The organism is Rhizobium sp. BK313, assembly GCF_014193655.1.
Lineage (GTDB): Bacteria > Pseudomonadota > Alphaproteobacteria > Rhizobiales > Rhizobiaceae > Rhizobium.
Genome location: NZ_JACHZQ010000008.1, coordinates 377,712 through 394,906 on the forward strand (window position 1 = coordinate 377,712; position 17,195 = coordinate 394,906).

The 17,195-nt window shown below is 59.2% G+C and carries 18 protein-coding genes; 6 read left to right on the forward strand and 12 right to left on the reverse strand.

Annotation, left to right across the window (positions count from 1 at the left end; all coding sequences use genetic code 11):
* The first annotated feature begins 167 nt into the window (after positions 1-167).
* Positions 168-1,298 carry an esterase-like activity of phytase family protein gene (locus FHT86_RS32235; protein ID WP_133710675.1) on the forward strand — a complete coding sequence of 377 codons (1,131 nt, stop codon included), beginning with the start codon at positions 168-170 and terminating at the stop codon, positions 1,296-1,298.
* A gap of 171 nt (positions 1,299-1,469) precedes the next feature.
* Complete coding sequence (locus FHT86_RS32240; protein WP_133710674.1) at positions 1,470-3,005, forward strand: UxaA family hydrolase; 1,536 nt, start codon at positions 1,470-1,472, stop codon at positions 3,003-3,005.
* A gap of 110 nt (positions 3,006-3,115) precedes the next feature.
* Here the strand turns inward: FHT86_RS32240 and FHT86_RS32245 are convergent, their stop codons facing one another.
* Positions 3,116-3,433, reverse strand: a complete 318-nt coding sequence (locus FHT86_RS32245) for a hypothetical protein (protein ID WP_133710673.1) — start codon at positions 3,431-3,433, stop codon at positions 3,116-3,118.
* A 256-nt stretch (positions 3,434-3,689) separates the two neighbouring features.
* Here FHT86_RS32245 and FHT86_RS32250 point away from each other — a divergent pair, with 256 nt between their 5' ends.
* Positions 3,690-5,858 carry an adenylate/guanylate cyclase domain-containing protein gene (locus FHT86_RS32250; RefSeq protein WP_133710672.1) on the forward strand — a complete coding sequence of 723 codons (2,169 nt, stop codon included), beginning with the start codon at positions 3,690-3,692 and terminating at the stop codon, positions 5,856-5,858.
* Positions 5,859-5,871: 13 nt separating this feature from the next.
* Here the strand turns inward: FHT86_RS32250 and FHT86_RS32255 are convergent, their stop codons facing one another.
* Entirely contained in the window at positions 5,872-6,381 is a 510-nt protein-coding gene (locus FHT86_RS32255) for a YHS domain-containing (seleno)protein (RefSeq protein ID WP_133710671.1), read from the reverse strand.
* Positions 6,382-6,394: 13 nt separating this feature from the next.
* A complete protein-coding gene (locus FHT86_RS32260; protein ID WP_133710670.1) occupies positions 6,395-6,988 on the reverse strand; it encodes an ankyrin repeat domain-containing protein in 594 nt (197 codons plus the stop codon).
* A 318-nt stretch (positions 6,989-7,306) separates the two neighbouring features.
* Here FHT86_RS32260 and FHT86_RS32265 point away from each other — a divergent pair, with 318 nt between their 5' ends.
* Positions 7,307-7,534 (forward strand): hypothetical protein, encoded by a 228-nt coding sequence (locus FHT86_RS32265; RefSeq protein ID WP_133710669.1) that lies wholly within the window; start codon positions 7,307-7,309, stop codon positions 7,532-7,534.
* On the opposite strand, the gene FHT86_RS38995 is transcribed toward FHT86_RS32265, so the two are convergent.
* From FHT86_RS38995 to pcaD, 9 genes are all read right to left on the reverse strand, one after another.
* Positions 7,508-7,699: a DUF3658 domain-containing protein gene (locus FHT86_RS38995; protein WP_133710668.1), complete on the reverse strand. Its 192-nt coding sequence runs from the start codon at positions 7,697-7,699 to the stop codon at positions 7,508-7,510. The two genes, FHT86_RS32265 and FHT86_RS38995, sit on opposite strands and share 27 nt — an antisense overlap.
* Before the next feature lie 87 nt (positions 7,700-7,786).
* Positions 7,787-7,966, reverse strand: coding sequence for a S41 family peptidase (locus tag FHT86_RS38295; RefSeq protein WP_246779753.1), 180 nt, complete (start codon positions 7,964-7,966; stop codon positions 7,787-7,789).
* Positions 7,967-8,125: 159 nt separating this feature from the next.
* Positions 8,126-9,007: an amidohydrolase family protein gene (locus FHT86_RS32280; RefSeq protein WP_208116689.1), complete on the reverse strand. Its 882-nt coding sequence runs from the start codon at positions 9,005-9,007 to the stop codon at positions 8,126-8,128.
* A gap of 78 nt (positions 9,008-9,085) precedes the next feature.
* A complete protein-coding gene (locus FHT86_RS32285) occupies positions 9,086-10,315 on the reverse strand; it encodes a sugar ABC transporter substrate-binding protein (protein ID WP_133710666.1) in 1,230 nt (409 codons plus the stop codon).
* A 55-nt stretch (positions 10,316-10,370) separates the two neighbouring features.
* Positions 10,371-11,414: an ABC transporter permease gene (locus FHT86_RS32290; RefSeq protein ID WP_133710665.1), complete on the reverse strand. Its 1,044-nt coding sequence runs from the start codon at positions 11,412-11,414 to the stop codon at positions 10,371-10,373.
* A complete protein-coding gene (locus FHT86_RS32295) occupies positions 11,411-12,385 on the reverse strand; it encodes an ABC transporter permease (protein ID WP_208116688.1) in 975 nt (324 codons plus the stop codon). The genes FHT86_RS32290 and FHT86_RS32295 overlap by 4 nt, the downstream gene beginning before the upstream one ends.
* A 14-nt stretch (positions 12,386-12,399) precedes the next feature.
* The gene (locus FHT86_RS32300) at positions 12,400-13,935 is read right to left on the reverse strand and encodes a sugar ABC transporter ATP-binding protein (RefSeq protein ID WP_133710663.1); all 1,536 of its coding nucleotides are present in this window, start codon (positions 13,933-13,935) and stop codon (positions 12,400-12,402) included.
* A 40-nt stretch (positions 13,936-13,975) separates the two neighbouring features.
* The gene (locus FHT86_RS32305; RefSeq protein WP_133710662.1) at positions 13,976-14,734 is read right to left on the reverse strand and encodes an SDR family NAD(P)-dependent oxidoreductase; all 759 of its coding nucleotides are present in this window, start codon (positions 14,732-14,734) and stop codon (positions 13,976-13,978) included.
* A gap of 31 nt (positions 14,735-14,765) precedes the next feature.
* Entirely contained in the window at positions 14,766-15,593 is an 828-nt protein-coding gene (pcaD, locus tag FHT86_RS32310) for a 3-oxoadipate enol-lactonase (protein ID WP_133710661.1), read from the reverse strand.
* Positions 15,594-15,789: 196 nt separating this feature from the next.
* On the opposite strand from pcaD, the gene FHT86_RS32315 reads away from it, so the two are divergent.
* Together FHT86_RS32315 and FHT86_RS32320 are read left to right on the forward strand one after the other, a co-directional pair.
* Entirely contained in the window at positions 15,790-16,485 is a 696-nt protein-coding gene (locus tag FHT86_RS32315) for a GntR family transcriptional regulator (RefSeq protein ID WP_133710660.1), read from the forward strand.
* Positions 16,485-17,174, forward strand: a complete 690-nt coding sequence (locus tag FHT86_RS32320) for an MBL fold metallo-hydrolase (protein ID WP_133710659.1) — start codon at positions 16,485-16,487, stop codon at positions 17,172-17,174. Before FHT86_RS32315 ends, FHT86_RS32320 begins: the two co-directional genes overlap by 1 nt.
* The last annotated feature ends 21 nt before the right edge of the window (positions 17,175-17,195 follow it).

Here is a 17,195-nt window from a genome sequence, read left to right on the forward strand (position 1 = left end):
ATTGCTCCGATCTCGCGCGTTAGTTGATCTATATATCTTAGACAACTGTGGGATGCGTGAAAATCGCATGCCCTCTGTAGTCAATCAATCGGGACGATCAGGACAAAAGAGGTCTCCTATTTCCAAGAACCGATCGTGCAACGATCACATTAGCCCCAAGTGTTACGATGATTAAATTCCTGCTATCAACAGCAGCTCTCGTTTCCGTGCTTGCTGGAGTTGCTTACGCCGCCGACACGGACGTTACCGTCACGACGCCCTGTCCGTTTGGCGACTGTAAAGCGGCGATCAGTCTTCAGTTCGCCGGGGAATTCGTGATTCCGACTGGTACGCAATTCGATGGCATCGAATTCGGCGGAATATCGGGACTAGATTTCGATCCCGCCTCCAATCACTACATCGCGATTTCCGACGACCGGTCCGAAAAGGCTCCTGCTCGCTATTATGAGCTGTCAATTGATGCGACCGCCGCCGGCATCAGTGACGTCAAGGTACTGAAGACCGTTATCTTCAAGGACAAGAATGGGCAGGCCTTCGCAAAGCGGGCCGTTGATCCGGAGGCAATCCGCCTCGGAAAGGACGGCATTTACTGGTCAAGCGAAGGTGACGCGAAGCAATTGCTGCCGCCCTTCGTGCGGGTCACTGGACCAGACGGCTCCTTCAAGCGGGAATTCGAGCTGCCCGAAGGATTTGCTCCGACCGCAGACAAGTCCACGGGCATTCGCGACAACCTTGCTTTTGAGTCTTTGACGTTCCTTCCGAGCGGAGATCTCATCGTGGGGACAGAATCTGCGCTTGAGCAGGATGGCCCGATTGCAGATCTGACGCATGGATCACTTGCTCGCATAATCCGATATGACACCGCAAACGGAAAGCCTAAGGCGGAATATGCTTACACAGTTGCCCCAATTCCCCAGCCGCCGACTGCGGGCACGGGTTGGAACGATAATGGGGTTTCGGAAATGCTGGCTCTCGATGAGCACAGGATGCTTGTAATCGAGCGAGGCGCTTCGCCGGGCTATGGCAATTTTGCGAAAGTTTACATGATCGACACTGACGGCGCGACCGACATTTCTGCGATAGGCTCCCTCGCGAGCAGCGATAAGTCTATCGTGCCAGTGCGAAAAGCCCAAGTGCTCGACATGCGGGCAATTGGGCTTACGCCTGATAATATCGAGGGCATGACTTTCGCCAAGGGCTCGGATGGCAGCGATCTGCTAGTCTTCGTCGCAGACAACAATTTCTCGAAGGACCAGAAGACGCAATTTCTTGCCTTCAAAGTGCTCAAACGCCCTTAGCGGTTCCCGAGGGGACAATCTTTTTCTCCCCGGATCAAGTCGCACGGACCTAAGCCGATCCGAATTCAGGAGCCTGCCGCGTCACCTACAACCGCCGAAGCAAACAATGATTGACAACGATTTCTTTCATGGGTTCGGTGGGTACATTCAATATGAGGAAAGAACCTTCGCATGGCCTCCGATGCCCAGTCCGCCGCAATCCTTCTAAATCCAGCCGATGATGTTGCAGTCGCAAGGCGACGCATCGCCACAAATGAATCCGCCGGCGTTTATGACGTCGTCGCCAGTCAGCTGATCCCGCGCGGCCACAAGATTGCGTTGCGGCCTATTTCAAAAGGGGCGGAGCTACGGAAGTTCGGACAGGTGATCGGAGTAGCGACACAGGACATCCAGCCAGGCAGCCATGTTCACCTGCACAATCTCGCCATGGTGGAGAGCCACGCCCAGCATCATTTTTCGACGGAGATAGACGAAGTCGGCATGGTCGATCCGGCCGAGCGGCGGACGTTCATGGGATACGATCGCGGGGCCGGCGGCGTCGGAACGCGGAATTTCATCGGGGTGCTGACGACGGTAAACTGTTCGGCCACGGTGTCGCGCTACGTCGCCGACCATTTCAACAGGATGGGGGGTCTCGAGGGCTTCGGCAATGTCGACGGCGTCGTTGCCTTGACCCACGGACTTGGATGCGCGGTTAGCACCAAGACCGAAGGGTATTTGTATCTCACCCGCGTCATCCAGGGCTATGCTCGCCATCCGAATTTCGGGGGGGTCATCATGGTTGGGCTAGGATGTGAAACCAACCAAATCCAGCCGATACTCGAGCACTACAAATTGGAGGAGGGCGAACGCTTCCGTACGCTGACCATCCAGGGGATGGGCGGCACCAGGAAAACGATCGACGCTGCCTGCGGCATGATCAAGGAGATGCTTCCGTCGGTCAATTCAGCTGTCCGGACTGAGCAGCCTCTTTCCGGCCTGAAGGTCGCCCTCGAATGCGGTGGGTCGGACGGATATTCCGGCGTTACCGCTAATCCCGCGCTGGGGTACGCCTCCGATCTCATAGTGCAGAACGGCGGAACGACCTGTCTGGCCGAAACACCCGAAATCTACGGAGCCGAGCATCTATTGACGCGGCGCGCGGTCCGCCCCGAAGTCGCCCAGAAGCTGCTGGATCGCATCGCCTGGTGGCGCGATTATACCGAGCGCAACGGTGCCGAACTGAACAACAACCCGAGCTACGGCAACAAGCAGGGTGGTCTCACCACGATCCTCGAGAAGTCCCTCGGAGCTGTGGCCAAAGGCGGGTCCATGCCCTTGAAGGCGGTTTACGAGTACGGGGAAATCATCGCCGCAAACGGTTTCGTCTTCATGGATACCCCAGGCTACGATCCGGTGGCCGTAACGGGTCAGGTTGCCGGCGGCTGCAATGTTGTCTGCTTCACGACGGGACGTGGTTCTGTTTCGGGCTGGAAGCCGGCCCCCACTATCAAGATCGCCACGAATACCGAAATGTACGAACACATGCGCGAAGACATGGATATCGACACTGGCGGTATCGCGACCGGGGCGGAAACGATCGAGGAAGCGGGCTCAAAGATATTTGAACACGTTATTGCCACGGCTTCCGGGAAAAAGACCGTCAGCGAGCTGTATGACTACGGGGACAACGAATTCGTTCCGTGGCAGGTGGGTGCGATCACCTGAGCGCAGCGCCGCCCGAACGGTGGCTTTCGCGCCATCTGTAGGCGATGGCCGGATTGCAAGGCAACCCGGCGGTCCTTCGGGAGCAATACACGCCCCCGGGCCCCCCGCTGTTAGGCGCTGTTTCGCGTGACCATCTGCCTGCCGGCACGTGCCGGGAAATGCTCGTTCATCCGTGTTTCCAATTCCTTGGAGCCGTCGTGGAATGAGCCGAACCACTTTTCCAACCGGATCATGCTTTCCGTGTGATTGCACTCGAAGTACTTGTGATGGAGATAGTGATCGTAGCAGGTCATCTCGACGACCTTTCCCCCGATGACGACCTGACCGAACCCCACATGGGCCGAGCCGGCGCGAGTGCCGCATGGGTCAGGTGGAAAACAGCCCGCAAGGGGCAAAATCGGTCCCTTCGTCCGTCTCGAATGCGCCATGTGTGGACGGCTCCGGGTTGGCAAGATGTTTTTGACTTTTTGCACGTGCTGGTCGGAGCTGCCGTACTTAGATCGTCAGCAGCCGCAGCGGCAACTTCGCGTTGTCCCCGATCGCCTTACTGAAGGGCTTTCGGCTGAGGGTACAGCCACGAAAGCGTTGTTAGAACTTCACGAAAACTGAGGCTGCGGTGCCTGCGCGCCTTCGACGTGATAAGATATCCGGCTCGCTTACGACATCGAAAGGATGGCCAGAGACATGGAGAGGCGTCTCACCGCTATACTTTCCGCCGATGTGGTCGGCTACAGCCGCCTCATGGGAGAGGATGAGAGCGGCACACTGGAGCGGTTGAAGGCATGTCGCAGGAACTTGGTCGATCCCGCCATCGCGGAATTCCACGGCCGCATCATCAAGCTCATGGGCGATGGTGCCCTTGTCGAGTTCGCGAGCGTCGTGGACGCGGTCCAATGTGCCGCGATCATCCAACGGAAGATGGCCTGCTACGACCAGAACACCTCCGAGGAAAAGAGAATTCAGTTTCGCATCGGCGTCAATCTCGGCGACATCATTGTCGAAGGCGAAGACATCTACGGCGACGGCGTCAACATAGCTGCGCGCCTGGAGGGTATTGCTCAGCCCGGCGGAATTTGCATATCCGGCACCGCTTTCGACCATGCGGTGCACAAGGCCGACGTCGGCTTTTCATCTCTCGGTGAGCAGCGGCTGAAGAACCTAGCCGATCCTGTTCGCGTCTATCGCGTTCTGTTAGACCCCTCTCAGGCAGGCAAGGTCGTCGCCGCCCCTACCCGCCCGCCCAGGCGGCGGCTGATCCTTGCAACGCTCGCAGCGCTGCTGATCGCGACCGCGGCGATTGTCTTCGTGTGGCAATGGCCGTTTGCGCCGCAACGTCCATCGATCGCGGTGCTGCCGTTCACAAATTTGAGTGGCGATCCCGGCCAGGACTATTTCACCGATGGCATCACCGACAACCTGATCACCGATCTCGCCAGGCTTTCTGACCTTGACGTCATCTCCCAGAATTCGGTGTTTGCCTACAAAGGCAAGCCCCACGTTTTGGCGGACATCAAACGCGATCTCGGTGCGCGCTTTGTCGTCGAGGGCAGTGTGCAACGGACCGGCGATCAAATCCGCGTCAATGCGCAACTGATCGATGTGGCAAGCGGCGACCATCTGTGGGCCAACCGATTTGACCGCGGGGCGGATGTGTTTGCCGTGCAGGACGAGATGAGCAGGCAGATCGCCGAAGCGCTGGGCCTGGAGCTGACGCGGTCCGAGACTGAGCGGCTTGCCCGTCCGCCGACCGCCAATCTCGAAGCATACGACTACTACCTGCGTGCCGAGCAGGCAGCGCGCACCGGCCGCCGTTCCCGGTTGCTGGAGGCACTGGCGCTCTTTGACAAGGCGGAGGCGCTCGACCCCGGTTTTGCGGAGGCCTTCGCGGCCGACGCGCGTGCTACCGCCTATGTGTGGCGAAGCGCCTACGACGACGTTCTCCAGAGCGCGTTGGCGCGAAAACGGGCCTACGACAAGGCAAGTCGCGCCTTGGCCCTCGACCCCGATCTTTCGTCGCCGTACGCCGTTCTTGCCGTCATTCAGGTCGTCGACCGCCGCTACGAGCCGGCGATCGCCTCGGCGCAGCAGGCAGTGTCGCTCGGCCCCACCGACGCCGAAGCCTATATGGCGCTCGCATACGTCCAGTTGATCTCGGGCAATCATGCCGAAGCCGTTGCGGCCGTCGAGACGGCGCTGAGGTACGACCCGAACCTATCGGCTATCGACCGGTACACTGCCGGCCTGGTTTTCTATCTGCAACGCGATTACACGAAGGCGCTCGACAATTTCGAACGCGCTCGCGACGGTTCTCCAGGGAACGGCGAATTCGTCACTCCCCTCGCCCTGGCCTATGTCCGTGCCGGTCGCCTCGATGACGCCCGTGCCGCTGTCGCAGAGGGAGTCCGCCTTCAGACCGGGCGCGATTGTCTGGCGGGCTGGCGGCTTGGCAATGCCCATTTCCGCAAGCAGGATTTATCGTTTATCCTCGATGCGCTGCGCGAGGCCGGCCTGCCGGAATGGCCGTTCGGTTTCAAGGGAGACGAACGGGATCGGTTGAACGGCGACGAGATCGCAACCACCGTCATGGGAAAGCTCCTGCGGGGCAAGACCGAGCCCTCGCAAAGCCCGGCGCTCATGCAAATCGGCCTCGATGGCAAGGCAGCAACCCGCTCGGCAACACAGATGATGACGGAGACGGTTTCCGTCAATGGCGACCTGCTCTGCGAGCAGAGTGAAAATGCATTTGGTCGAGCCGATTGCGGCCCGGTCTACAGACGCGCAAACTCGCCCGACGAAACCGGCTATACCTACGTGAACTCGACCAAGGTCTTCTATTTTTCGCCCGTCAAATAGATGCGTTCTGCGGTCAGTGATACTGATCCAGTTCGAGATCGGCTGCGACCCTCGGCCACTTGCCATCCGCCTGAGCCACGGCGTCCACCGCGTGGGCGGCGAACCCCTCCGCATGTCCCTTGTCGTAGATGAGGTAAAGCTTGCCATCAACAATCTTGAACGCTTCTGGATCGATGTTGACCGTGACAGACCCGTGGGTCACCTCGCCCGCGCAGTAGCCGCCATACTGAGGCGCGTATTTCAGCGGCTCACTCATGAACATTTCGCGGTGTTCTGCATTGGCGAAATGCCAGGGCGTCCCCAGCCATTCGTAGGAGAATTTCTCGGAGCCTTTCACCGCTTTGCCTTCGGTGAAATAGGCGACCGTGTCGTATCCCATGATCGCCACGCCGCCGAAGTACCCGGTGTTTACCGAGTCGTCGGCAAAGGCCGACGATCCGCCGACAGCCGCTGCTACAGCCAAACTGATCACCGCCACAGAGCGACCAATCGCTCGTACACCGCTTCTGGTCCCTACATCCATCTGTGCCTCCTGTTCAATCGTGGATTTCCATGCACTTCGCGTAATCTTCCTTGCCAAGGAGGCTCGCCGGAGGGCAGGTCGCGCCATGCCGCTTGAACAGCCGGACGATGTCGGTGTTGCCTTTCCAGAACGCCCGCGTGATCGGCGTGTAGCCGTGAGCCTCCGCATGACCGACGTCGGCCCCCTCAGCGAGCAGAAACGTGGCGAGAGCGACGTGATTTTCCTCACCGGCGACCATCAGCGGCGTCACACCCGCTTTATTGGCCGCGTCATCGAGCGTCGCGCCGTGGGCGAGCAGCAGTTTGCTGATCGGCAAGCTGCCGGAAAAGGCGGCAGCATGAAGCGGCGTAAAGCCACCCGAGTTACGCGCCATGACGTCGGCACCTTTGCCGATCAGCAATTCGGCTATGCCGAGTTGCTCCGCGAGCGCGGCGTTCATGAGAGGTGTTGCCTGATCGCGGGTCCGGCTGTCCACACTTATACCCGAGGCCAAGGCCTGCTCGACGGCTGTGCTATCTCCAGCCGCAACGGCATCGAACAAGGGTTCCCCCGCGGCCGTCATTGTCGCCGCGAAAATGAACACAGCCGATGCAAGCAACTGGCGCATGGCTTCACCTTAGCGAGTTCTAATATAAATAGCACAACCCTTGGACTTTGGATAGGCAATGTGCGCTTGTAGAGGCGCTGCGATGGCATGGCGCGAGGACACCCGCAGGCTATCGAACGACGAGCAGTTTGATCACTTCACGAAGGATCGAGCCCTGGCTCTGCGCAAACATGGACAGGCCTGGACGCATTCCTGGACAGTTGGTTTTTCAGGTTTTTTGCCAGACCTATGTGGCGAACTACACAATGAGCCGTAAGCGCTGTCTCGCTCGCACATTGACACAAATGTTGGGACTCAGTTTGCAAGGATTGCGACTAAATGGCATTTGCTGATTGCCCTGCAATGTTAGCTTGGCAGCCGGACTCGGCAAATCCTCATTTTCGATGGATCGCCATCTGCGATAAGCGCACCCTCCTCAACCAAAGCAATCATGCGCTCATGCAATGCCATGTCGCCGACCTGCAAATATGGGTCGCAGCTCAGGCCGAGCGCGTTGCCGACTATAAAGGCAACTTTTCTTCACTCCGAAGTGGCCTGCGCCAGTAGCAACGCGTCAAAATGATCGATAGGTGCGGACGCCAAACCATCTGCTGATACGACACGGAAAGGTGCATTGTCGGCCGTAAGTTTTTCCCATTTCCGCTGGTTCAGCATATCTTCATCAGTGGAGACGGTTCGCTCCTGATCAGATTCGAACCGGCGGCGACTCATTTAGACTCCAAACCGGTAAACCGTTATTTTGACGCGTAAAAGCCATTTGTCTGCGTCCATTTCGCTCCTCAATCTTCGAGGACAGCATCAGGGGCCTATCGAGACTACAATGCCAGGCTGGCCTGTCGACCCGAAAGACGGCTCTTTAAGAACAGGGCCACGGTCGCCATCCTTAAAGTGCAAGGCGAAATCTTCACACGCCGAAACACCGCCGCCATCAATAAGCAATGCTATTTTTCCCTTCCAGGCGTCTGACAGCGGCGCCATCCTATCCGGTCCAAGCGCATAATCATGGCTGGCAGCGCAGGAGCGGCGCCGTTAAAGGAGTCGGAGGCATTAGACATGGCGATCGCCATAGGAGTTGCGCCAAGCGTGCCTCGATAGGGTTTCGTCATGATGAGACAAAGTAGGTTGTCAGGCGTGTTGTCACGTCGGCCAGGCGTCAAATCCGTAAAGCCGTTCGGGATTCTCGACAAAGATCTTCTGGCGTAATTCTGCGTCACCAACCCAACTTCCGAACATGTCCATGAGATCGGTATCGTCGGGCACCGGCACGGTGATAGAAGGATGTGGCCAGTCGGTGCCGGTGACAAGCTGTCCCGGACCGGTTTTCAAAAGCGCCTCGACAAAGGGAGCGGCATCGTCATAAGGCGGCGTCTGCATTGCGGTCACCCGGTAGGCGCCTGTCATTTTTACCCACGCACGCCCGTCGCGCACAAGACCTAGAAGGTCTTGAAACCCGCGATTGTGGACACCCCTCTCTACCGGAACGTGCCCGAGATGATCGAATACTATCGGGATGTCCAATCTGGAAACCAGAGCTTTCAGATCCTCGATCTGCGAGACGTCGGCAAGAAACTGCAGGTGCCAGCCTAGATCTCGGATCTTGTCTGCAAGACCAGCAGCCGCCGTCATCGCAAGCCCGGCGGCGAAGACGAGATTGAGGCGCACGCCCCGCACACCAGACTCATGCAATGCTTCCAGTTCGTTCTCCGAAACGCTTGGGTCCAGAACGAGCACAGCTCGTGCCGGGATGCGGCTTTCATACAAGAAGGACAGTGTACGGCTGTTATCGAGTCCATAAACACTCGGTTGCACGATGACTGCTCGCGAAAATCCAAGCATCTCGGCGAGGACCTCATAGTCGCCAATCGATGCGTCGGGAGGCGTGTAGCTACGGCCGGATGCATAGGGAAACCGATCTTGCGGACCAAAGACGTGAAAGTGGCAATCGACGGCCCCTGCCGGCAACCGGCGAATGGGCCGGCGGCTGACCGCTCGGGCCGGCGCACATTCGAGGATAGTCATTATCTGGTTCTCCTGTGGAAACGTCGCAGCCATGAAGCTGCGACGCGGATCAACGGATCGCTTGTGGGCGGCTGGTCCTCAGGGCTGAACCGTAGCATTGACCTTCGTAAGCTTGTAAAGGTCGGCAGGCGCTTCGCACTTGTTGCAGTTTACTTCCGGAACGTTCGGTGCTTCCTGGACAATATTCGCCGGGAGCGGCTGGATAGTTGCGCCGGGGGTCGGCGTTCCATTGAGTGCCGAAGCCAGCGACAGTTCGGGGAAGAGAACAGGATCGAAGATTTCGGTGTTGAAGGAATCCGGGACGAGATCAGGCTTGAATGCGTTGCAGCCGCCTTCGAACTTGTCGCCGGCGCAAACCTTCACTTGATCGGCAGGGACCCACGGAAGAGGCGTCTGGATGTTGTGCACCGTCACCTTACGCTTGCCGGTGAGTTCTTCCATCATCAGCTTGAACGCCAGCGCTGAAACCGTGATGGGATCGCCGGACGAAATGCCGTCTAGCCCGCGCTTGCGGAGGTCTGGATCGGCGAGGGCAAGCCGGAAGCCGTTGGTGTTTTCGCCGGTAACCGGCACCAGCTTCTGCATGTTGGCGGCGATCATCGCCTTGACCGCGCCGTCTTCACCGTTTTGCGCAAAGATTGCGTCCACGTCAGGATGGGCGGCAAGCGCCTTGGCGGTTTCCTGCTGCGTCGTCTGGCTGCTCCACATGCCGTTGTATTCGGCGACAACCTTGATACCGGGGTACTTCTTGAAGACGCTCATCGCGCCGTCATAGTTCATCTTGTCGACGGAATTGCCCGGCACGCCGCGCACGACGAAGACATTCCCCTTGCCGTTCAGCTTATTAACGATCCATTGCGCGGTGTTCTGCGGAAAACCAGCGGTGATATAGCTGACCGTGCGGGCACATGGCTCGGTAACGGTGGCACTATAGGTATAGACGAGAACCTTCTTCTCGCAAGCTTGATGGATCGCACGATTAAGGCCGGTCGCGGAAATCGGGAAGGTGATGATGGCGTCTGCACCGGCAGAAACCATACTTTGATACGCCGAAGCCTGCGCCTGAACGTCCGTGCCGGAGATCACGGTCTTCAGATCGACCATTTTGTCGTAGGGCGGCGTTGCTGCCAGGGCCTTGATGAGGTTGGACGTTTCCGTCTGGTAGCCGTTGCCGCTATAGCTCATGCTCAGGTAGACTTTGAATTTCTTGTCCTGTGCATCGGCGGAGCCGTGAGATGCGAGCCCCGCAAGCGCCGCGAATGCGGCGACCATCGCGAAGCGCTTCCTGCTTTTCATTCGATCGGTCATTTTCCTCTCCCTTGAATGCCCGTGACTAGGCGGTTGTTCGGTACAAGCCGAATTGCTATTTCTTCCCGGCATCAGGCAGGCTGCGCTTCAGCAATACCTGCAGATCATCACGCAGAAGAACCAGCGCGACGAAAATGACCGCGCCGTAAATGATGGTCCGCCATCCCTCGGCGATACCGAGAGAGGAGACGATGGTTGAAAGAGTGGTAAGCAGGATCGCGCCCGCCGCAGCGCCGAGATAGATCCCGCGCCCGCCGACAATCGAGGTTCCGCCTATGACAACGGCAGCAACCGAGGGTAGAAGGTAGCTTTGCCCCATCATCAGGGTGACGCCGGTGACATAACCGACCAACAGCATCCCAGCGAGGCCGGCGCTGGCGCCGCTGATCGCATAGGTGAGAATCGTCAGCCTGAGCACCGGAAGGCCGGCGACATATGCCGCGATTGGATTGGTGCCGAGGGCATAGAGCTTACGACCGAAACTGGTCCTGACTTGCAGAAACCATCCCCCGAGAACGACGAGAACCATTAGGTACAACATGGGAACGCCGACGGGGGTATGGGCGAAAAGCGACGACAGGAATGGCGAGGCTGCGCCGCTTGGCGTTCCCTGGGTAAAGCCGAGCGTGGCGCCATAGAGAATGATCCCCATGGCCAATGTCATGATGAAGGGCGGAACGCCGAGAAGACTGATGCCGATGCCACTGCATGCGCCGATCGCGCCGGTAAGCAGCAGGATAGCCGGCACGCCCCAGATCAGCGCCGCGCCGGAATTGCCGATCCAGCTGAAGGTCAGAACGCCGCCAAGCGTCACCATGGAAGCGACGCTGAGATCGAGTCCGCCGATGAGGATGACCATCTGCTGACCGAAGGCGACCACCATCAAGAAGCTGGAAATCAGAAGGATCGCTTCGATCTGCGCGAGGCTGCCGAAGCCTGGGCCGAGCACGCGCGACGCGGCGATGAGGACGATCGAAACACCGAAGAGCGCAATCGCATTGCGGACATCCCGGTCAAGACGGAAACCTCTGCCATTTCCCACGTCGCCACGGGTATCGACCGGCCGGCCGCTCTTGTTGTCCAGAGTTTCCTGGCTCATGCGTGGCCCTCCCGGTTCGATGAAAAGCGCGCGGAGACGGCGGCGATCACGACAGCGATGATCATGACCGCGCCTTGGAAAATGCCCGTGTAAAAGGACGATACGCCGGTCGAAAACAGCACCTTCTGAAGAAGCGTCAGCGTCAGCGCGCCGAGCATCGAACCAGCAATGCCGCCACGCCCACCAGAGAAGGACGTTCCTCCGAGCGCAATCGCGGCAAAGACCAGCAGCAGGTAGGGATCGCCGACATTGGGCGTGCCAGTTGCGGTGAGAGCCGTCAGCATGAAGCCGGCAAGCCCGTAGCAGACACCGGCGAGCACATAGGCGATGACTTTTGTGCGAGCGGCGGGCACGCCGGCCAGAACCGCAGCCGTTTCATCGGCCCCGATCGCATAGAGTCCGACACCCCAGTTGGTGCGCAGAAGAACGACCCAGATAAGGTAGACGACGACTGCAATAGCCAGCGCGACGGGAATGACGCCCGCCAACTGGTCGGTGAGGCCGTAGACCATGAAATCCGACACGTTGCCGCCCGGCGCATCGAGAATGAGGAGTGCGGCGCCTGAGCAGACGATCATCGAAGACAGCGTCAGAGCGATCGACTGGAGATTCAAATAGGCAATCAACACACCGTTGACGGCACCAACCAGGCCACCGACAACGACCGCGATCGCAAGGCCGCCAAGCGCGCCGAGCGGCCCGTCTCCGGCATAGACCGCAACGAGCACGTTGGTCAGGGAAACGACGCCCGCGACCGAGAGATCGAAGCCGCGCGTCAGCACGACGAGTGTCCCGCCGGCTGCCGCCAGAGCCAGAGGCAGGCTGTTGTTGAAAATATCGGTGAGCACCGACTGGGTCAGCGCATCATTCTGAGTCCAGACGAAGATCGCAAACAGCACCGCCAGCAATGCGATGATGACCGAAGTGCCATCGCCGAAAAGGCGGCGATACCAGTGTTCAGGCCGAAGCATATTCATTTCCACACTCAATGGCCTGTCCTCTGTCCTGTAGCCAAGGCGACGAGGCGCGGCTCCGAAAGTTCATCGCCCGGAACCTCGCCGGCGACGCGGCCGCGATAGATGACGACGCAGCGATCGGCGAGATGAACAAGCTCCGAAAGCTCGGTCGAATACACCAGCGCCGAGCCGCCCTCCCGAACAAAATCCCTGATGACACCGTAGATGACGGCTTTCGTGCCCACGTCGACGCCGCGCGTCGGATCGAACAGCACGAGGTTGCGGGCGCCGGACGCGACGACGCGGCCGATCAGCGCCTTCTGTTGATTGCCGCCGGAGAGCTCGCCGATCTTCAGTTTCAGATAACGTTCCGCCAGATCGACGCGCTTGGCTTCATCGGCGACGACCTGACGCTCTCGCGCCCGGTTCATCACGCCGAAGCGACTGAGGACGCGCAGAAGCGAGAGGGACATGTTGGTATCCGTTCGCAGCCCCAGAAAGACGCCTTCCGTCTTGCGCTCCTCCGGCACGAAGCCAATCCCGGCTTTCACGGCTGCAGCGGGAGAAACAAGAACAGCGCGTTCACCATCGATCGTTACTTCGCCGCTATCGATTTTCGTCAGGCCCGCCAGCATCCGAAAGAGATCGCGCTGGCCTTGACCTTCAAGGGCCGCAATGCCGACAATCTCTCCGCGACGCACATCCAGGCTGACGTCGTGCACATTTCCACCGGCAAGTTTCTTGACAGACACAGCGACCGGATTGGCGGTTGCCGAAACACCGGCGCCGCTTGGTTTGTGGGCGCGCACGGCAGAGCCGACCATCATTTCGAAAATGCGGTCATCCTCGACACCCTTCAGCGAGAGGGTCTCTATACTTTCGCCGTTGCGCAGTATGGTGCCGCGCCGGCATAGGCGACGCACTTCGGAGAGGCGGTGCGAAATGTAGAGCACGCCTGTCCCCGCGGCAGTCACGCGCGCGAGAATGTCGAAGAGCCATTTCGGCTCCGCGAGAGCGGCCGTTGGCTCGTCAAGAACCAGAAGCTTCGGATTGCGGCTGACCGCCCGCATGATCTCGATGCGCTGCTTTTCCGCAAGCGAGAGCGATCGAACAGGCAGATCGGGATGAATATGCGAAAGGTCGTATTCAGCGAGCATTTGCGATGCGCGTTCACGGCTGCCGCGTGCCGAGTTGAGGCCGAGCGTTCCCTTGATCTGATGAGGCAGCATCAGATTCTGCGCCACCGTGAGGTTCGGCAGCAGGCTGAGCTCCTGAAAAGCAGTGGAAACGCCGGCCGCGCGGGCATCCATGGGAGTGCGGGGCGCAAAATCGGCGCCGTCGAGCTTCAGAACACCCTTGTCGGGGGTGACGATACCGCTCAAGACCTTGACGATGGTGGATTTTCCGGCGCCATTCTCGCCGAGGATGGCGTGGATTTCGCCCGGCTCGATATCGAAGGAAACACGGCGGACGGCAATCGTCGCCCCATACGCCTTAGAGATGTCCTGCATAACCAGAGTGGGACGAACGGATATAGCGGAGGATGTCGCACTCGAGTTCAGCATGTGGGCCCTGCCCTATCGTCTCTGGCCATGGCGCCGTCTCCTATGAATTGTAGACGCCGCCATCGATCACTATGGACTGGGCAGTCATGTAGGAGGATTCTTCGGAGGCGAGATAGACGAAGAGCGGCGCAATCTCCGCCGACGTCGCCTGTCGGCCGAGCGGAACCAGCGCCGCGATCTTGGCCTCCTGCGCTGTCTGCCCGCCCATGAAATCGATGGCCGGTTTATTGAATGCGGTGTCGACCCAGCCGGGGCAAACGGCGTTTACGCGGATATTGTCCGGCGCAAGCTCCACCGCAAGCGCCGTGGTAAAGGCGACGACGGCGCCTTTCGATGCCGAATAGGCGACAAGTCCAGGGCCGCCCCGCTTGCCGGCCAGCGACGACGTATTGATGATCGAGCCCTTGCCCGACGCTTTCAGATGCGGGATCGCATATTTGGCACCCAGGAATTGCGCCCGGGCATTGACGGTGAAAAGTGCGTCCCAACGCGCGACGTCGAAATCGACGATCTGCCCCGAATGCTGAACCCCGGCATTCTGGACGAGTACGTCCAACCCGCCCAATCGACCGACCGCCGTCTCGATAAACGCCTTAATGTCGGCCTCGGACGAGAGATCGACCTTGACGAAGCTGACGGCGTCTCCGAGCTCCTTAACGAGTACGGCGCCGGCCTGCTCATCGCGATCGCCGACGACGACGCGCGCACCCTCGGCTACGAAGCCGACGACCGCCTCTTTGCCGATATTGGCCACGGCGCCAGTAATGATGATGCGCTTGCCGTTCAAACGTCCTGTCATGTTGATCGCTATCCTTTCGTCTATGCAGCCGTCAGGCGCGGATCCGTTGGGTGTGGTCGCGCACGGTCCCGTCGTCGACGGATTGAAGAAAATCCATGATCACTCTGTTGCATTCCTCTGGCTGCTCGATCGTCGGCATGTGTGCCGCATCGGCGACCGTCACCAGGACAGCGCCTGGGATCGTATCGGCAATCCGCTCGAGGGTCGGTAGCGGCGTCGAAAGATCGTGTTCGCCCGCAACCACCAGCGTGGGAAGCTCGATAGCCGCGATGATGCTCGACAAGGTCATGTCCCGGATTGCCGCAGCACATCCCGCGTAACCGTCCTGCGTCGTGCGCAGCACCATCTCACGCATCCTGTTCATCGTCTCCGGATGAGCGTCGCGGAATGCCGGCGTGAACCAGCGATCGATTGTCGCCTCTATCTGCGGCGGCACGCCGTGTTTGCGAACCGCGGCCACGCGCGACTCCCAAGTCGACTTTGGCGCTTCACTGGATGTCGCACATAGCGTGAGGCTCTTCAGGCGCGAGGAATGGTGCACGCCCATGAACTGACCGACCATCGCGCCGAGCGAGCAGCCGACGAGATGGACGCGCTCGAGCGATAATGCGTCAAGAAGGGCGACGACATCATCGGCGAGAAGCGAGAGCGAATAATCTCCAGGCGTTCCCTCGCTCTCTCCATGCCCGCGCATGTCGTACCGCAGCAGGCGGTACGTGCTCGCGAAAGCCTCCATCTGAGGATCCCACATCGTGCTGTCGGCCGCCAGCCCGTTTGCCAGCAGCACAACGGGAGCGCCTTCCGGCCCGGTCAGCGACCAGGCGGCCCTCACTCCGTTGATGACTGAAAATGACGGCATGTGATCCTCCGCAGGTCGCTCCGCCTGCTTGCCGACATTAGATATATTTTCATATACATGATTGTCAATAATATTTTCTACGAGTTATATTGCGACTATCGCTTGATTTTTCGCGTGCATAAAACCGAAGACCTGGGGCATTGAAGTCGTCTTCAGGCTAGATATGCAGACACGATGACGACGCAGGAGAAAAAACTTGGGCAGCAAAACCGACGCACAGATCAACAAGGTGGTGGAAGCTATAAAAGCGGACATCATCATCGGTCGGCTGCGCCCACGCGAACATCTGGTTGAAGACGACATCATGGGGAAGTTCGATGCCTCACGGCACACTGTTCGGACGGTCCTTGCCAATCTTGAACAGATGGGTCTGATCACACGCCGACCAAACAAGGGTGCGGTTGTCCGCGACTTTTCCGTGCAGCAAGTGGAAGAGATCTATGACGTTCGCATCATCTTGCAGGCGGAGGCGGGGCGGCGGCTCCCGATGCCAGCCGATCCCGAAACTATTGCCGATCTGCAAGCGATCCACGAGCAGTATTGCACGGCGCTTGATGCCGGCAGGCTGATCGACGTCAACATCCTAAACGATGCCTTCCATCGCCGTATCTGGCAGACATGCCCGAACAAATATCTGGCGGACACGATCGAAAGGCTCTGGGTGGAAACGACCGGAATTCGTTGGTACGGCGTCGGCGACATGGTGCTTCTCTCTCATTCCCGCAGCGATCACCAACGTATGATCGAGCAGTTGCAAGTCGGCGACCGCGACGGCTTCGTCACCCTCGCCGTCGATCATATCCTGCCACCACTCGAGGCGTTCCGGCGTGCCCACGGTATCGCAGCGCCGGTAGCTGTGGCAGACGACATCGCACAACCAAAGGTGCCCTGATGAAACCGACCTATGATCTGCTCGTCCAGGGAAACAACCTGCGACTGAAAGACGATTTTCTCGGAATGTCGAACGTGACCCTGATTAGAGGCAAAAGCGGTCCGATCCTGTTTGACACCGGCGGCTATGTTTCCCGGTTAGGGCTCATCAAGGCGCTCGCCGCCCGGGGGCTGAGACCAGCCGATATCCCGGTCGTCTTCCTGTCCCACCTGCATTTCGACCATGCCCACAATGTCGATCTGTTCTCCCACGCCCGGTTCATCGTCAGCCGCAGAGAATGGGACTATGTCGAAAATCCCCATCCGAACGACCTGCTGGTGCCTTGGGGCATCCGCCAGCAGCTGTCGAAATCTCGAGTGGATTTTATCGAAGGCGAAGGGATGCTCGATGAGGGCATCAGCTTCTTTCCCGCACCCGGCCACACGCCCGGATGCTACGCGCTCGAGCTTGCGACCGATGATCGCGGTACGGTGGTCATTGCCGGAGATGCGATCAAATATGCGAAGGAGGCGATCATCCGGGCCTGCGACATGGCCTTCGATACGATCGAGAACGGTACCCGCACCATCGAGCGGATTCTCGATCGTGCCGACCGCATCATGCCGGGACATTTTCCCGAACTCATCAAACAGCCGAATGGCGCTTTCAGCTGGAACGATGCTGCGCCTTTCGACCTGCTGATCCGCTAGGCTTGAATCGGAGGACAATCA

What these genes read in the sequence shown, in the direction of transcription:
- FHT86_RS32235 (WP_133710675.1), top strand. Translation starts at nt 168, where the DNA reads ATGATTAAATTCCTGCTATCAACAGCAGCTCTCGTTTCCGTGCTTGCT.
- FHT86_RS32240 (WP_133710674.1), top strand. Translation starts at nt 1,470, where the DNA reads ATGGCCTCCGATGCCCAGTCCGCCGCAATCCTTCTAAATCCAGCCGAT.
- FHT86_RS32245 (WP_133710673.1), bottom strand. Translation starts at nt 3,433, where the DNA reads ATGGCGCATTCGAGACGGACGAAGGGACCGATTTTGCCCCTTGCGGGC.
- FHT86_RS32250 (WP_133710672.1), top strand. Translation starts at nt 3,690, where the DNA reads ATGGAGAGGCGTCTCACCGCTATACTTTCCGCCGATGTGGTCGGCTAC.
- FHT86_RS32255 (WP_133710671.1), bottom strand. Translation starts at nt 6,381, where the DNA reads ATGGATGTAGGGACCAGAAGCGGTGTACGAGCGATTGGTCGCTCTGTG.
- FHT86_RS32260 (WP_133710670.1), bottom strand. Translation starts at nt 6,988, where the DNA reads ATGCGCCAGTTGCTTGCATCGGCTGTGTTCATTTTCGCGGCGACAATG.
- FHT86_RS32265 (WP_133710669.1), top strand. Translation starts at nt 7,307, where the DNA reads ATGGCATTTGCTGATTGCCCTGCAATGTTAGCTTGGCAGCCGGACTCG.
- FHT86_RS38995 (WP_133710668.1), bottom strand. Translation starts at nt 7,699, where the DNA reads ATGAGTCGCCGCCGGTTCGAATCTGATCAGGAGCGAACCGTCTCCACT.
- FHT86_RS38295 (WP_246779753.1), bottom strand. Translation starts at nt 7,966, where the DNA reads ATGGCGCCGCTGTCAGACGCCTGGAAGGGAAAAATAGCATTGCTTATT.
- FHT86_RS32280 (WP_208116689.1), bottom strand. Translation starts at nt 9,007, where the DNA reads ATGACTATCCTCGAATGTGCGCCGGCCCGAGCGGTCAGCCGCCGGCCC.
- FHT86_RS32285 (WP_133710666.1), bottom strand. Translation starts at nt 10,315, where the DNA reads ATGACCGATCGAATGAAAAGCAGGAAGCGCTTCGCGATGGTCGCCGCA.
- FHT86_RS32290 (WP_133710665.1), bottom strand. Translation starts at nt 11,414, where the DNA reads ATGAGCCAGGAAACTCTGGACAACAAGAGCGGCCGGCCGGTCGATACC.
- FHT86_RS32295 (WP_208116688.1), bottom strand. Translation starts at nt 12,385, where the DNA reads ATGCTTCGGCCTGAACACTGGTATCGCCGCCTTTTCGGCGATGGCACT.
- FHT86_RS32300 (WP_133710663.1), bottom strand. Translation starts at nt 13,935, where the DNA reads ATGCTGAACTCGAGTGCGACATCCTCCGCTATATCCGTTCGTCCCACT.
- FHT86_RS32305 (WP_133710662.1), bottom strand. Translation starts at nt 14,734, where the DNA reads ATGACAGGACGTTTGAACGGCAAGCGCATCATCATTACTGGCGCCGTG.
- pcaD (WP_133710661.1), bottom strand. Translation starts at nt 15,593, where the DNA reads ATGCCGTCATTTTCAGTCATCAACGGAGTGAGGGCCGCCTGGTCGCTG.
- FHT86_RS32320 (WP_133710659.1), top strand. Translation starts at nt 16,485, where the DNA reads ATGAAACCGACCTATGATCTGCTCGTCCAGGGAAACAACCTGCGACTG.